The sequence below is a fragment of the Hoylesella loescheii DSM 19665 = JCM 12249 = ATCC 15930 genome (genome assembly GCF_000378085.1).
GTDB classification, from domain to species: Bacteria; Bacteroidota; Bacteroidia; order Bacteroidales; family Bacteroidaceae; genus Prevotella; species Prevotella loescheii.
Window position 1 is genome coordinate 212,525 of sequence record NZ_KB899210.1, and the last position, 15,885, is coordinate 228,409.

The following is a 15,885-nucleotide window of genomic DNA, read 5'->3' on the forward strand; positions in this document are numbered from 1 at the left end:
GGCTTTTATTTACGTAAGAACTGGATGGACTCTTCGATGTGGGGGTACATCACCACATCTACATCAATGAATGGAACAACCTTTCGATAGGCCTCGTGTACCTTCATTAGTTCGGGCGAAGACACAAGCGGGCGACGGAAGTCGAGTGCTTGGGCTGCATTGAATAGCTCGATAGCCAGCACGCGCTCGGTATTGGCCACTACCTTGCGTAGCTTAATGGCTGCATTTGCACCCATACTAACAAGGTCTTCCTGGTCTTGGCACGAGGGAATGTTGTCGATAGACGACGGTACAGCGTACGACTTGTTAAGGCTTACCACCGAGGCGGCCGTGTATTGGGCAATCATAAAGCCGCTGCTAAGGCCTGGTTTAGCCACGAGGAAACTAGGTAAGTCGCGCAAACCTGACACTAAACGATAGATGCGGCGTTCGCTGATATTGGCCAATTCGCTCATGGCAATGGAGAGATAATCCATAGGCAGGGCGATGGGTTCGCCGTGGAAGTTGCCAGCCGAGATAATAAGGTCTTCGTCGGGACAAACGGTGGGGTTGTCGGTAGCCGAATTTATCTCTGTGTCTATCACCGAATAGACGTAGCGCAAGGTATCTTTTACTGTGCCATGAACTTGTGGCACGCAACGGAAAGAGTAGGGGTCTTGCACGTGTTGCTTGGGGCGCGCAATGAGTTGGCTACCTTCGAGCAATTGGCGGAAGCGTGCAGCCGTCTCAATTTGTCCTTGATGGGGACGTACTGCATGCACAGCGTGGGTGAAAGGCTCAATGCGACCATCGAATGCATCGAGCGACATGGCGGCGATAACGTCGGCCCATTCGCTCAAACGCTGTGCATTAAGTAATGCCCAAACGGCTTGGGCACTCATGTTCTGTGTACCATTGAGCAGGGCAAGTCCCTCTTTGCTGGCTAACTCGATAGGTTTCCAGTTCATTCGACGATTCATTTCCTCGCCCGAAACTACTTCGCCGTTCATCTCCACTTCGCCTAGACCAACCAAAGGAAGGCTCATGTGTGCCAGAGGAACGAGGTCGCCCGATGCACCTAGTGAGCCTTGCTCGAGTATTATAGGGTAGATGTTGTTGTTGAACATGTCGACAAGCCTTTCAACGGTGTCGAGTTTGCAGCCAGAGAAACCATAGCTTAACGACTGAACTTTAAGCAGGAGCATCATCTTAATGATGTCATTGGGCAAGCGTTCGCCCACTCCGCAGGCGTGCGACTTAATAAGGTTGACCTGCAACTGCGACAATTGGTCTTTGCTAATCGACACGTTGCACAACGAACCGAAGCCTGTTGTTACGCCATAGATGGGATTTTCTTCTTTGGCAATTCGTGCGTCAAGATATTCGCGACTTTTAATGATGCGTTTGCGTACATCATCACTCAATTCAATTTTGTGGTTGTTATAGATAATTTCGCCGATTTTCTCTATCGTTAGATGGTCGGCAGAGATTTGATGTGTCATGATGTTGGTCGTGATATGGTGTTTAAAAATGAATGTTGTCAATCAATTCGTCGTCTACAAGGTTGGGCAATGTGACCTTGAAGTGGGGTGTGCGCTCCATTTCGCGGCTGATAGCGTCCATCGAGCCTTTGTTTCTTGCCCACGAGCGGCGGGTTATACCATTGTTGACATCCCAGAACAGCATCTGCCTGATGCGCTGATCGCAGGCCTCGCTACCATCAAGTACCATGCCGAAACCGCCATTGATAACTTCGCCCCAGCCAACGCCGCCACCATTGTGAAGGCTTACCCATGTGGCACCACGGAACGAATCGCCGATAACATTCTGTACGGCCATGTCGGCACAGAACTGCGAACCGTCATAGATGTTACTTGTTTCGCGGAATGGTGAGTCGGTTCCCGAGACGTCATGATGATCGCGCCCTAGTACGATGGGTGCGCTAATGCGGCCTTCGCGTATGGCTTTGTTGAAAGCTAAGGCAATGCGTATGCGCCCCTCGGAGTCGGCATAGAGTATCCGCGCTTGCGAACCAACAACCAATTTGTTGCGTCCTGCCTCGCGAATCCAATGAAGGTTGTCGGCTAGCTGTCCGTGTATGTCTTCTGTTGCCTTGTCCATCAGTTCGGTTAACACCTCGGTTGCAAGTTGGTCGGTTAGTTCGAGGTCGGCGGGCAAGCACGAAGTGCAGGCCCATCTGAATGGTCCAAAGCCGTAATCGAAGAACATTGGTCCCATGATGTCTTGCACGTACGAGGGATAACGGAAGTGTTGGGCGTCTTTCATGATGTCGGCTCCTGCACGGCTAGACATCAATAGGAAGGCATTACCATAATCGAAGAAGTACATGCCTTGCGCCGTTAGCTTGTTAATGGCTGCCACTTGTCGGCGAAGCGAGTCGAAAACGCGCTCTTTAAACCTATCAGGGTCTTCGGCCATCATCTTGTTTGATTCTTCTAGCGAAATGCCAACGGGATAGTATCCGCCTGCATAGGGATTGTGCAAAGAAGTTTGGTCGCTACCTAAGTCTACCTGCACGTTATCTTTTGCAAGGCGTTCCCAAAGGTCAACCACGTTGCCAACGTATGCCATAGAAACCACGCGGCGTTCTTCCACAGCTTTCTTAACGGCAGAAATCAGTTCGTCGAGGTTGTAATGCAGTTCGTCTACCCATCCTTGCGCATGGCGTTTCTCTGCCGCATGAGGATTAATCTCGGCTACAACACTTACAACGCCGGCGATGTTTCCTGCCTTTGGTTGAGCACCAGACATGCCACCAAGACCTGATGACACAAAGAGTGGCATCTTGTGGTCTTTCTCTTTGCCGAACACCTTGCGGGCTGCGTTAAGTACGGTGATGGTTGTTCCGTGCACGATGCCCTGCGGACCGATATACATATAACTGCCAGCCGTCATTTGTCCGTATTGACTTACGCCCAGCGCATTGAACCTTTCCCAATCGTCGGGCTTAGAATAGTTGGGGATAACTATGCCGTTTGTTACCACAACGCGCGGTGCGTTGGGGTGTGAGGGGAATAAGCCTAAGGGATGTCCGCTATACATCACGAGCGTTTGCTGGTCAGTCATCTCACTAAGATACTGCATAGTGAGACGATATTGTGCCCAGTTTTGGAATACGGCACCATTACCTCCGTAAGTGATAAGCTCGTGCGGATGTTGCGCCACAGCTGGATCGAGGTTGTTTTGTATCATCATCATGATAGCAGCAGCCTGCGTGCTATTGTGCGGGTAATCGTTTATGGGACGAGCGTGCATGGCATAACGCGGACGTAGCCTATACATATAAATGCGGCCATAGTCTTTCAACTCTTGCGTAAATTCGGGCAGCAGCTGTGCGTGTAGTTCTTTGGGGAAGTAGCGCAACGCATTTCTCAGCGCCAATTTCTTTTCTTCTGCCGAAAGGATGTCCTTTCTTTTTGGGGCATGACTTACGCTATTGTCGTAAGCTTGTAGTTCGGGCAGTACGTGGGGAATACCACCACGGATGTCTGCTTGAAATTCTTGAAGGGTCATAGTGGTTGGTTAGTTTTATTCTTACCTACTTATATATAAGGTGTAGCGGTTACACCTTGCGCACCGTTTAGCGCATAAAGGCGAGATGCAGGCAGGCAAAAAGCCTACCTGCAAACGCATTATAGTTTTGATTCTACGATGGCAACAATCTCCGATTCGGCAGCATTGGCTTTTGCTATGAGCTCGTTTGCCTCGGCAATAAGTTTGTTGCTCACCTCTTTGTCGATAAGTGAACCGGCATTAATTTTCACGTTCATGCCAGCTCCCAGTACGGCAGCGCGGGCTGCTAAGGCTCCAACGCCAGCGTCAGATACGCTATTGGGGTTGCCCGTTTCGGCCATAGCCTTGCACAACTCGAACACACGGAACGACTCTTTCATCGTTTGCAATGGCACTTGTGCAGCATAAAGCGTGGCGGCTTGTATGGCATCGGTACGCGCTTGCTTGTCGGCATCGGTCTTTTTTGGTAGGCCGAAGGCTGCCATAATGCGGTTGAAGGCCTCCGTGTCTTCGTCTACAAGGTGCAACAAGTTGCGCATCATCTCCTGTCCTTTGTCTGCCCAGTGGCTAAACTCTTCCCAACGGTCGTCCCATCCGGGCTTATGACTCGAAAGATTGGCTACCATTGCGCCCAGAGCTGCACCCAAAACACCCATGTAAGCAGAGATAGTTCCGCCACCAGGAGCAGGCGATTCGCGCGAGGTTTCTTTGGCAAAGCCCTCAACAGTGAGGTCTACTAGCTTTTTGTTGCCTTCTTCTTCGCAAAGGTATTCAATCACTTTCTCGCGTGGATTGAAAGGTTTGAGGTCATCTAGTCCCATTGACTTAACGGCAATCTTGATAACATCTTCTTCGGGAATGCCGGTAGAACGATTTTGTTTTTCCAAGAAATAGCGGCCGGCTTCAATAAGCGTGCGCTTCGGTATCAGGCCAACAATTTCGGTTCCTGTAACCCTTACCCCGCGATTTTGTGCGCAACGGCACACTTCATCGAAAGCAACGTGGAGTGGGGTAACGTCGATATTGGTAATGTTCATCGACACTTGGGCGATACCGTACTCGTCGATAAACCAGCCAATGGCCTTTGTTGCTTTAAGCGTTCCTGGCTGGTTGATAGTTTTTCCGTTCTCGTCTTTCTTTATTTTTCCCGTTATAGGGTTTCCCTCTCTTACGGGTCTACCTTTCTCGCGCACGTCGAATGCAATGGCATTGGCACGACGTGTGGAGGTTGTGTTCAGGTTAAAGTTGGTAGCGATGAGGAAATTACGCGCTCCAACTGCTGTCATACCTGTACGTTGAACACGTTCGTCAACGGGGCGAGCGCCAAAGTCGGGCTGCTTTCCTTCTGTAGTAAGTTTCTCGGCAAGCGCTTCGTATTCACCTTGTCGGCACACGGCAAGGTTCTGTCTTTCTAGTGTAAAGGCAGCTGCCTCATAGCAGTAACAGGGTATTTGTAGTTCGTCGGCAATACGTTTGGCCAATTTGCGTGCCAGTTCGGCACATTCTTCAAGCGTTATGCCAGCCACAGGGATGATCGGTAGTACGTCGGTGGCACCCATTCGTGGGTGTGCACCATGGTGTTGACGCATGTCTATTAGTTCTCCCGCTTTCTTAACGGCTAAAAATGCGGCCTCAACCACCACGTCGGGGCAACCCACAAAGGTTACCACTGTTCTGTTTGTGGCTTCTCCTGGGTCGACATCGAGCAGTTTAACACCTTTAACCTCTTTGATAACATTGGTTATCTGGTTAATGATTTCCATGTTGCGGCCTTCGCTAAAATTAGGCACACACTCTACAAGTTGTTTCACATTGTTCATGTTAGAATGTATCTGTTAAACGTTAGTATCAATATCGGTATTTTGTAAGACTAGCACAAATATATGAATTTATTTACTAATGCGTGCTTTTTTCTAATATTTATTTACCCATAAAGAGTGCGACTGTATACAGCCGCACTTTTCTTATTGTTATTTAGCCTGCCTGGGACGCGTCGTTCTGTCTTATATTCGGTTTTCAATCAATCGTTTTGCTTTGCTATATGCTTTGTGGTGTTCAAAATGATATGTGATGAAAAACGCTATTTAAACGACCATTCTCTGTTTGATTGTTACTTATTTGGGTTCGTTTATACGTTCAAGTGTAACGAGCATCAATTCTAGTTTATTGGCATTGCCATTTTTCCTTATGTGGAATGTAATGCTGTTGGTTTGGCTAGTCAGGTTTATGTCGCCTACGTGTACTTCTCGTTTCTCTTCATTCTTGTCACCTTTTGTTGAGAACCAGTCGGTAATAAGTTTCTGTCTTTGCCATATTTGCACATCGGCTCCATGATTGTTCGACTTGTAATTGAGAAGTAACCTATACTTTCCTTCGGGCACATCGTCTAGTGAAAGCTTAACGGTTCCGCTGCTAGGTGTGTCTAAGGCTAAGCCTTTACCAAACACACAGACAACACCTTGTCCCAGCGTGATGTTGAATTGTTGGGGAAAATACACATGCCTGGTCGGTGAGTATACCGTTCGGGCTTCTTCAGTGGGTATCATCCGTTCGCTAGGTGGTGTAGAAGAATAGTAGAAAGCCAATGAAGTGTAGTTTACGGGAAAGTCATTGTTTTGTGGTCCATGCTCCATACCATGGTAAATATGATGTTCGAAAGGCATCTTGTCGTTGAGAAACCATCTGTATCCACCTGTTCGGGCCATAGGAAGTGAATAATCGAGTGAACCATGTAGAGGTAGGCTGACACCTCGATCCCATCGGTCGAGTTGTGCATACCATCCACCATTGAAGTAATCCTCAGAGCCAGTACCATGTATCCGCATCTTTCCATCAATATAAGTGCTGTCGTCGCCTTCGAAAAATAGTGTCATTCCAGGTCGAAGGCCTTGTGCAGAGAGAATGGTTCCTACGTAATGTCCCTTGCCTTCTGCCTTTAGGAATGTATGGTATACACCTAGCGGAGTTTTCTCATTTCGCCAAATACAATATAGCTTTCCTTCCCTTTGAGGATTTCGCTTGGTGCTGGTGAAGTACACCTTTATGCGCGCGGTGATGGGAGATTGTTGGCTATCACGCTTTTTGTAAACCAAACTAAGTTTGGCAGACTTGTCGTATGGCATAGGAAGATAGCAATAGTTGATTGTTTGTTGCCTGCCTGCTAGTAGACTCCGCATAGCTGGTTTGCCGAAAGCATAACCGAAGAAGTCAGCCAATGGGGCATAAATGGCCTCTAATACTTCGTCGTCCCACTTTGCCGACAAGATGATGTCTTTGTTCTTGCCTTCGAAAGCTGTTCCTGCATCTATATCGAAACCAACAATTCGGCCTCCTTGACTTTTCTCAAAGAAGGTTTTGGTTTCACCTGGTTGAATGGTGATGGTTTGTTCTTTGGTTTCAAAACCCGCCGAAGCACCCGATGCAAAGAGGGTGGGAGAGTATGAAGAGGCCGACCAAAGGTTACCCACAGCGAGCACTTGTTCTAATTCTGCCTTCGAATTTGCTCGTTGCATGAATGTTTCCACCTTCATACCATCTAGTTTGCGGTATTCCACTTGAATGAATTCCAACTTTGGTCCATCGTATAGAATCTTGCACGACTTGGCATAGGTGATAGGGATATAGCAATAATAGCCACCAATTTCATTACCGCAAATGGGCTTGACAAAAGGGAAAACCTTTCCTGAAAATAAGTCGGAGAACTTTATTGATATGCTAGGCTTCTTTTGCCCATCAAAATAAAAGTATAACATATTATCGTTAGGGGTGGGTGTCCAGATGCGTTCGATAACGCCAGGGCCATTCATCTCTGCGATAACAAGTTTGCCGTTCTCCTTACGAAGATAAGAATAGGTACCATCGAATCCGTCATCGTTGCCGTGTTTCCTATCATAACTCGAAAAGCTTTCAACATAAGTACCTGTTCGATACTCAGGAAGTAGGTCAATTCGTTTAAGCAAATTTAATTCGTCTGTCCATTGATAAGGCTTTTGCGACCATATCCCAATGATGGGGAACAGTGTCATTAGAGCCAATATCGTTGTTTTAATCTTTATCATAAAGTGATGGTTGGGTTTTAATGATGTAACTTGTTGTTGGTTGTTTTCTGCGATGGGGTTTGTAAATGAATATCCCTCAGCGTCCTTTTTTTATAATTAGGAAGGAGCGATGAAATGATGTTGACCCCGTAGCTCTTATCTTAGACGATGCCCTTCAGGAGTGATAATCATGGCGTTTATGCCGAAGAACCCCGCCCAATGGGTATTGGTAGACCCCATTGACAGCTCAATGTCAATTGTTCCATCGTCTTTGGGCTCTATCCCTGATACAACAGCCATCTTATCTGTATTGAAATCGTTTACAAGTTCAGCTTCGCCTTCGTTCTTTCCTACGACTTTGTATTTCGTGCAAGTTTTGCGATCGTTGATTGAACCATAAAAGTAGAAGGTATACTTCATGCCCTTGTTGAGATATGAGAGTTTGAAAGCGCCTTTTGGAAGCTTTTTGCCGTCACACCAGAACATATCGATGCATGCTGTTTTAGGTAGACCTAGGGTGTTGGTCAGTTCTCTTCTTACCAGATTTTCTTCGGGTTTTGAGAAGTGTGTGGTCACTGCGAGGTTGAAATACGTACTGTTCCCAGCCGAATCTAGAAGGTTGGCTAGGGGTGCATCGTAGTTATGTTTGTAGTTATTGAATGGGGCAGGCGTCTCAATAGGCCCGAAATCGATATAGATTGGACACTTCAATACAAATTCGTTAGGTCCTTTTTCTTTGAACTCAGTAAGCTCTGTTACCTCTTGCATATTGAGGACGGCTGCGTGGGCAGCTGTCTTAGCCAGCTTATTGTCGTATTGTGAGAGTGAGGGGTTGAGGTAGCTCATTGTAGTTACATCTGTAGAGAATAGTGTTTCGTACCAGCATAGGGCTGCAATATAGCGTCCTGTTATGGGGTCTAGATTGAGATCGCCTTTCAAGATGTTATCTCCTAGGTACGAAGTACGCCCGTTTTGTATCGCCGTTCCTGTGGGTATTACTTTGTCTACATGAACTTTCCCCTGCATTACAGCGTTGGTGATGCTGTCGAACATCTTCTTTTGGTCGTTGCCGAAAGAGGCAAAGGTGGGGTTGCGTGCCGTTTTGGTGTATGCCCAAGTTTGATGCAACAGCACCTTGACGTTTGGATTGGTGGCTAATACCTTGATTTTCTGCACCAGTTGAGGTAAAAGCGTCTGATACCCATTGGCTATTCCCGCCATCTCGGTTGCTTCTTCGAGTACGATGAAGTCCCAATTCTCTTCTTCAATAACCTTCCGCAAACCTTTGTCTTTCTGAGTGTTGGTGCTTCCGTCTGTTGAAACACGTTGATAAGCATAGCTGCTTGTTTCTTGTTTAATATTGTGTAGGTGCGTTTTGAAGCTTGCTTGTGGAATAGAAAGGTTGCAAATAACGAGCTTTTTTCCTGTGGCTGTTGCCATTTGGCTAAGTAAGAGGGAGTCGGCATCTGTTGCTCGTCCACATCCAATTGTCAATAGCCTTACTGGAGCTTCACCTTCAGACACGTTCACATCAGCGTAGTATTTTAGTCGATGATCAGTTGTCTCAACTTTTACTACTGTTTTTCCTGGGGAAAGCCCCTTAATGAGAGCTTCTCGTTCTGTCTTTTGCTCCACTTGTGCCACTTGATTATTCTCAACATTCCATATTAGGTTATAGGTTTGGCCGTCATTGGCATCAACCAATGCCTTTATGGTGGTGGTTTCTCCTACATTCAAATTGAAGGATGGTTGGCTAATGCGCACGTAGTGGCTTATGTTGGGTCGCACCTCTTCTTTGTCGGCGCATCCCGCAAGCAAGGTTACGGCAAGATATAATGCTTGCAATATAATGGCTTCGTATCGTTTCATTGCTTCTTGTTTTTAATATCCAGTGGGTTGTCTTAGCTTCACGTTGATGTCTATTTGCTTTTGAGGGATAGGCATTAAGTACATCTTTTTAGTAAAGGTACGAGGTTTCCAAAGCGTTCTCTTATAATACGAGTTTGGGTTATTGGCGTCGTCGGTGGCCATTGTTCCATTCCTGTTCATACCCCAATAACTTTGGTTGAGATACATTTCTGCCAATTTCCATCGGCGAAGGTCGTTTAGGCGAATACCTTCGCAGTTAAACTCTATGCGTCGCTCTTGTTGAATGGCTGCTCGCATCTGCTCTTTACTTAGTCCTTGGGCCAAGTTGGGAAGGCCAGCCCTTTGTCTGATGAGGTTCACATAATGATAAACGTTTTCGTTAGGACTGTCTTGCGACTCGTTTAAGGCCTCTGCATACCCAAGGTATGCTTCTGCGAGTCGATACAAAATGCCTGGTTGATAGCTGTATTTGTTGTCTCGTGGAAACACGTCAAGCGATATTTGTTTACGCACGTTGTATCCCGTCCATGGCGCATCGAACGATTTACTGGCGTCTTCGCCCACTCCCTGAAGATTGTTAACGCGCCTGTTGGCCACATTGAGCCATTCGTTGTTGAAGATAACCGACACGTAGAAACGAGGCTCGCGGTTGCAATACATCTTGAAAGTTCCTGGAAGGGTTACAGGACGGTTGCCATTTGTGTTGTCGTAGGTAGATGCAGGACCACCGCCAGGCCATTTGGTGTGTCGCATCTCGTTTTCCGACGAAAACCCTTTCTCCGCATATCCAGAGCTTTCGTTAATGATAGGTGATCCGTCTTGCCCATAACCGCTGATGGGTATTTCTCCGTTAGCCATGAAGAATGCGTCAACCAACTCCTGCGTGATGCCTAGTGCACCATTGCCGCCTATGCCTTTGGGTAGATGATGACGTTGCCAGTTTTCGAGATCCTTATTATGCGCACGCCCGAAGATAATTTCCTTGTTGCCGTCTGAGAACCTTTTGAGCGACATGTTGTAGTAAGACATAAAGGGATCTATCGTTCCGTCGTCGTTATATTCGTAATATAACTTGTGTCCTGCTGCTTCGGCGGCCTTAATCAGTTCGGCATGTGCTGCGGCTGCACGTTCCCATTTTTCTTTTGAGAAGTTCTGATTGACGAGGTTTTGCCCGCTAACGTTTTTCCATTGCGCATAATCGGTGTTTCCATTAAACAACGGACTGGCTGCTAACAACAATGTTTTTGCCCTCACGGCTAAAGCCATTATAGATGTGGCGCGCCCCCAATCCTGGTTGTTCTCATAAACAGCGGGAAGATGTTTAGACACATCGAGCAATTCTTTATCTATCCAATCCACCACATTGTCTACGGGTGTTTGTTCCAACATCATCTCATTTGCAGGTTCGGTTGGCGCAACGAGTCTACTTGGCGCAAAGGGTATCGCACCATAGGCCTCTACCATCAACGAGTAATAATAGGCATTAAGAAATCTCACCTCGTTCTTCATCTGCTCCACATAGTCTTGTGTAAGTCCTTCACTTGGTATCACACGCACATTGTTAAGGAATATAAGCCCTGTGCGTATGCGCTTAGGCATCTCCACCCAATAGTTGGCATTCCAGGTTGACGAGGGGTTCCAGTTGCCCGTTGTGTAGGCATAGGCCTCGTTCCATCCATAAGGCGACCATTCAATAGGAATCACCATGTCGTCGCTCATAATGTTGTAGCCTTGATTAGTCATGTAACCCCACATAGGACTAGGTATTCCTGCATAAACGCTTGCTAGCCAGTCTTCAGTGCGTATCTTATCTGAGAATACCATTTCCAATGTCAATTGGTCATCAGGGCTCTTGTCTAAGAAGTCACAACTAGTCAAGCTGATGAGTGAACAACCCACAACCGCAGTCGCTATGATTTGTTTAAAGGTTTTCATATTTGGAGCTTTAATTGTTGAAATTGAAAGAAACACCGAGCGACACCGATTTCATAACGGGGTATTTAAGTCCGTCGTTACTACCGATTTCGGGGTCCCACATATTAAATTTAGAGAACGTGAGGATGTTATTGCCTCGCAAGAAAATCCTACACTCACGTATCTTAGCAGCATGTGTCCATTGTTCGGGTAGTGTAACGCCCACTTCGATGTTCTTTAATCTGAGGAAACTCATGTCTTTAAGCCACCATGTTGATGGCTGTTCATTATTCTTATATGTCGTTGTGCTCATCCTAGGCCAGAAAACATCTTGTTGTGGGTTGGCTTCTGTCCATCTACTGTCAATGTTCGACCAGATGTTTCCTGCGCCTATCGACGAAGCTGGTAGCCATGTCTCACCGCCAAGTATGCGATGTGTTTTGCCTACACCCGAAAAGAACAAGCCGAAATCGAACATCTTGTACCTTAATGTTGCGCCAAAACCATATACTAGTTGTGGATCAACGGTTCCACCGATGGCAGTTTGGTCCAAGTCGTTTATCTCGCCGTCGTTGTTTAGGTCTGAGTATTTGATGTCGCCTGGCCTAAGACTACTTTCGGCACTATATCTTTGAGTGGCAATACCTTGTTTAAGCTTGCCGTCTGCATCGAAGTCGTCTTTCGTGAAAAGCCTTTCAGCCACCAATCCAAAGAGTTGAGAAACTGGTCTACCTGTTTTCGAACGATATGTCCCCTTCACGGCATCAGCTTCGTCAATCTCTACAATCTTGTTATGTGCATAGGTAAAGTTGGCTAAGGCAGATACTTCCCAATCCTTACCAAAACGTCTGCGGAAGTTTAACGACATGTCCACACCGCTATTATCCACCTTTCCATAGTTAGACCACGCGGCATTGATGAAACCTGCTTCGGCAGGAACATTTGTTCGCTTCATAAAAATGTCGCTACGCCTTTCTTTAAAGAGGTCTACGCTAAACGTAATACTGTTTGCGAACAGACCTACATCAACACCTAAGTTCACTTTTGTAACCTTTTCCCAGGTCAGGTCGGGAACTCCCACGTCGCCCTCGGCACGTCCTACGCGATGAAGCAACCTATCACTTCCAAAGTAGTATTCACCATTGTTGGCAATAGTAGAGAGGTAGGCGAAGCGTCTACCGTTAATGTTGCTGTTTCCGGCTAGTCCCCAGCTGGCGCGTATTTTAAACAACGAAAGCACGTTGGTTAGCCTTTGCATAAACTTTTCTTGTGTTACTATCCAGCCTACTGCTACAGCAGGAAAGAAACCAAATCGTTTTCCTGGCGCAAAATTCTCAGAACCATTATACCCAAAGTTGAACTCGGCTACATAGCGGTCATCGTAGGTGTATGATGTCCTGCCTGCAAATCCTTGTGTTCGGAAAGGTAAGAACGAACCGTCGTCAAAGTTCTTGTGGTTGTACAATAGCATGGCGTTTACGGCATGCTTGTTGCCGAATGTCCGGTTATAGTTCATCGTTGCCTCCACATACACGCTTTGGTTGCCCCATTTGGCATCTTTGGCATACCCTAAGAAGTCTTCCCCGTTGGCTTGAATGCTCGTTATCAGATTGCCTTCGTAATCTCTACCCGTCGCTGGATGGTAATAGTCGGGGTTCTTAGCTCGAGTTACGCTGTTGGCCGAGAATTTATCAAAGGCATAGGTCAGCTTCAAACGCAGGCCTGGAGTAACAAACTTCAAATCTTGTTCTATTGAAGTAAGTGCCTCTATATTGCTATGGTTCAAGCGTTCGTATCCTCTTTGGGTAAGACTAGCCCATGGGTTGGCCTTGTTTATTATCCTAGGAATTTTCCCATCGGCATATATTGCAGGGTGAATGTAGGGTGGGATGCGCATGGCATTGTAGAAAGCGCGATGGTCGGTTATGTCGCCTGGTGGCGCATTACGCGATTGCAGGTAGCCACCGATATTGATGCGAAGAACAGTAGAGCTTGTTATGTTGATGTCTACGTTTGATCTTACGGTGTACCTATCCACCTTCAGCGACGAGTCCCATGCTTTAGTTTTGTCTCTAGCTAAAATGCCATTCTCATTATAATATCCTGCAACAAAGGCATATCTAAGTACATTAGAACCGCCATTCACGCTTAAGGTGGCGCGCGTATTGTCGGCATGGTCCTTCGATATAACGTCCCACCAATTTACATCGGGATATAGTTCTGGATCGGTTTTGTCGCGGTAGTTCCTCAACGTTGCTTCGCTAACGTATGGAGCTATCCCATCTTGGCTGTACATTTCGTTGACGAGCTCTAGGTATTTCACACTCCCTACATATTGTGGAATGCGAACAGGTTGGCTTAGGGCATGTTCGAAGCGCACGCTCACTTGTGGTTTGCCTATGCTTCCTCGTTTAGTCTCGACCATAATCACACCGTTAGCACCTCTCACGCCATATACAGCACTAGCAGCTGCGTCTTTCAGCACAGAGAACGACGCCACTTCATCGGGGTCGATGTCGTTAATCGAACGCTCTATGCCATCGATAAGCACCAACGGTTGTGTGTTTCCAGCAAAGCTACTAATACCTCTAATCCAAAAGTCAGAGTTGTTATTCCATGGGTCACCACTTCTCTGAACGGCGATAACGCCAGGAACCATTCCCGCAAATCCATTACTCATCGAGCGAGATGATACAAGGTTTAGTTTTGAAGGCTCCAAATTGTTGATGGCGCCTACAACAGAAGCTTTCTTTTGTGTGCCGTAGCCCACCACAACCACTTCGTTCAAGGCCGACACGTTCTCTTCCAATGCCACATCTATAAGGGCAGATTTGGTTACGCGAACGGTTTTCTCCTTAAACCCCATGTAAGCAAACCGCAACGTAACGCCTGTTGCTGGAAGTTGAATGGTATAGGTTCCGTTAACGTCCGTAACAGTAGCCACTTGTGGATTATCTGCCAGAGAAACCGTAACCCCAATGAGGGCGTCTCCCTTTGCATCGAAAACACGTCCTGTTACCTTTATTCCACTTTGGGCGAGGAGTGGGGATTGCATCAGGATGATGCAAAGTAACAAGAGCAATTGTCGTTTCGACGCATGTCTGAACACTTTAATTGTCATATCGTTAGGTTTTTAATCGTCTCTTTTTTGTTGTTCTGTACTTAGATAAAATGTTGGGCTTAGAGTGGGGAAGCGAACTTGTTGCCGAATAGGGAGGATATAAAGCTCGCTTCGTTAAGGTTGTTATAAGTTTTCTTCTTTTCGTGGCGTGAGTGGATACAACCTAGAGTATATGGTTTTGGATACGGCCTTGGCTTTTTCAGTATTTCTCTATGAGTTTTCCCCGTATCAATGCAGACGATGCCTGTTTTTTGTCGATAATGGCTTTTAGGGCAGTTAGCGAAGCGTCTACAAGTTGCTCCAAAGGTTGCTGAATATAGGTTATGGGGCAGTCGAAAAAGTCAAAGGCTGGAGTGCCGTCAAATCCAACAAGCTTTATGTCTTTCGTTGGGCAGCCTAGTTCGCGTAATGCATACATCCCCGATAGGGTGATAAGGTTTGTGGTAAATATAAATCCGTCAGTACCTTTCTCCATACTATCTTTCAAAAGGGCGGCCATATCCTTCGTCGAGATGTCGGGTGCGATGCGGATAATGTGTCCCTTAGCATTTGTTCCCTTGTCAGCCAAACCCTGTTCGAAGCCTCGAACCCGCTCCTGCATGTGTACAAGATCTAGGTCGTAGGCCACTATGGTGGGGTGTTTGCTGCCTCTGTTCAGGATGTAAGTTGTGGCTTGGCGCGTAGCTTCAAAGTTATCGAGTGCCACATAGTTGATATCTTGATTGGGGAAATACCTATCGAGCAACACCAATGGAATTCCACGTGGTGCGAGCGAGGTAATAAATGCTTCCGATTTTTCGCATGGAACGATAATTAAACCGTCTACACCGCGGGCAATCAGATTGCTGATAACTTGCTGCATCTTGTCCGCCTTTTCGTCAGAACTACCAAAAAATACCGTGTATCCAATCTTTGCGGCTTCGTCTTCATATAGTCGTGCAAGTGAAGCGAAGAAGGGATTGGAAATATCTGATACTACAATGCCCAGTATTTTAGAACAGCCGTCGCGCAGGCTAATTGCAGTGAAATTGGGATTGTACTGCATTCGCTCGGCCATCTCCCAAACACGTTTGGCCGTTGCTTCACCAATGTGATACTCGTTAGCCTTACCATTGAGCACAAACGATACCGTTGTCTTAGAAAGTCCTAAAGCGTCGGCGATGTCTTTTAATGAAGTTCGTTTGAAAAGTGCCATAACTATATCGGTTTAGTATTTGTTTTGCAAATGTATGGAATTATTATTGAAAGTCCAATCTTTTAATAATAAAAATTTCATTCGCCGCTAAATTTAACATTTGAAATGTGTTCTTTTTTATTAAAAGATATGTCCAAACGTGTTGTTTTCTGCCTTGTATCAGGCAAAATTTTAATAGGGTGGAGGACACACTGCTTGCTAGTGACGTCATGCTTATTTGTTGATGGCTGCATTTA

The 15,885-nt window shown here is 46.4% G+C and carries 8 protein-coding genes; all 8 read right to left on the reverse strand.

Annotated features, from left to right (window positions below; translation table 11 throughout):
• Positions 1 to 5 precede the first annotated feature (5 nt).
• The 8 genes from hutH to F453_RS0100910 all read right to left on the reverse strand — a co-directional run bounded on the left by hutH (position 6) and on the right by F453_RS0100910 (position 15,649).
• On the reverse strand, positions 6 to 1,481 hold the full coding sequence (hutH, locus tag F453_RS0100875) for a histidine ammonia-lyase (protein ID WP_018966302.1): 1,476 nt from the start codon (positions 1,479 to 1,481) through the stop codon (positions 6 to 8).
• A gap of 22 nt (positions 1,482 to 1,503) precedes the next feature.
• Positions 1,504 to 3,513 (reverse strand): urocanate hydratase, encoded by a 2,010-nt coding sequence (gene hutU, locus F453_RS0100880; RefSeq protein WP_018966303.1) that lies wholly within the window; start codon positions 3,511 to 3,513, stop codon positions 1,504 to 1,506.
• A gap of 119 nt (positions 3,514 to 3,632) precedes the next feature.
• Complete coding sequence (gene ftcD / locus F453_RS0100885) at positions 3,633 to 5,333, reverse strand: glutamate formimidoyltransferase (protein ID WP_018966304.1); 1,701 nt, start codon at positions 5,331 to 5,333, stop codon at positions 3,633 to 3,635.
• A gap of 294 nt (positions 5,334 to 5,627) precedes the next feature.
• Positions 5,628 to 7,571 (reverse strand): glycoside hydrolase family 172 protein, encoded by a 1,944-nt coding sequence (locus F453_RS0100890; protein WP_025789831.1) that lies wholly within the window; start codon positions 7,569 to 7,571, stop codon positions 5,628 to 5,630.
• Positions 7,572 to 7,706: 135 nt separating this feature from the next.
• Complete coding sequence (locus F453_RS0100895) at positions 7,707 to 9,419, reverse strand: DUF4886 domain-containing protein (RefSeq protein WP_018966306.1); 1,713 nt, start codon at positions 9,417 to 9,419, stop codon at positions 7,707 to 7,709.
• Positions 9,420 to 9,431: 12 nt separating this feature from the next.
• Positions 9,432 to 11,354, reverse strand: a complete 1,923-nt coding sequence (locus F453_RS0100900) for a RagB/SusD family nutrient uptake outer membrane protein (protein WP_018966307.1) — start codon at positions 11,352 to 11,354, stop codon at positions 9,432 to 9,434.
• A gap of 10 nt (positions 11,355 to 11,364) precedes the next feature.
• The gene (locus F453_RS0100905; RefSeq protein ID WP_026292401.1) at positions 11,365 to 14,454 is read right to left on the reverse strand and encodes a SusC/RagA family TonB-linked outer membrane protein; all 3,090 of its coding nucleotides are present in this window, start codon (positions 14,452 to 14,454) and stop codon (positions 11,365 to 11,367) included.
• 199 nt (positions 14,455 to 14,653) lie between these two features.
• Positions 14,654 to 15,649 carry a LacI family DNA-binding transcriptional regulator gene (locus tag F453_RS0100910; protein ID WP_018966309.1) on the reverse strand — a complete coding sequence of 332 codons (996 nt, stop codon included), beginning with the start codon at positions 15,647 to 15,649 and terminating at the stop codon, positions 14,654 to 14,656.
• Positions 15,650 to 15,885 lie beyond the last annotated feature (236 nt).

What these genes read in the sequence shown, in the direction of transcription:
- hutH (WP_018966302.1), bottom strand. Translation starts at nt 1,481, where the DNA reads ATGACACATCAAATCTCTGCCGACCATCTAACGATAGAGAAAATCGGC.
- F453_RS0100910 (WP_018966309.1), bottom strand. Translation starts at nt 15,649, where the DNA reads ATGGCACTTTTCAAACGAACTTCATTAAAAGACATCGCCGACGCTTTA.
- F453_RS0100895 (WP_018966306.1), bottom strand. Translation starts at nt 9,419, where the DNA reads ATGAAACGATACGAAGCCATTATATTGCAAGCATTATATCTTGCCGTA.
- F453_RS0100900 (WP_018966307.1), bottom strand. Translation starts at nt 11,354, where the DNA reads ATGAAAACCTTTAAACAAATCATAGCGACTGCGGTTGTGGGTTGTTCA.
- ftcD (WP_018966304.1), bottom strand. Translation starts at nt 5,333, where the DNA reads ATGAACAATGTGAAACAACTTGTAGAGTGTGTGCCTAATTTTAGCGAA.
- hutU (WP_018966303.1), bottom strand. Translation starts at nt 3,513, where the DNA reads ATGACCCTTCAAGAATTTCAAGCAGACATCCGTGGTGGTATTCCCCAC.
- F453_RS0100905 (WP_026292401.1), bottom strand. Translation starts at nt 14,454, where the DNA reads ATGACAATTAAAGTGTTCAGACATGCGTCGAAACGACAATTGCTCTTG.
- F453_RS0100890 (WP_025789831.1), bottom strand. Translation starts at nt 7,571, where the DNA reads ATGATAAAGATTAAAACAACGATATTGGCTCTAATGACACTGTTCCCC.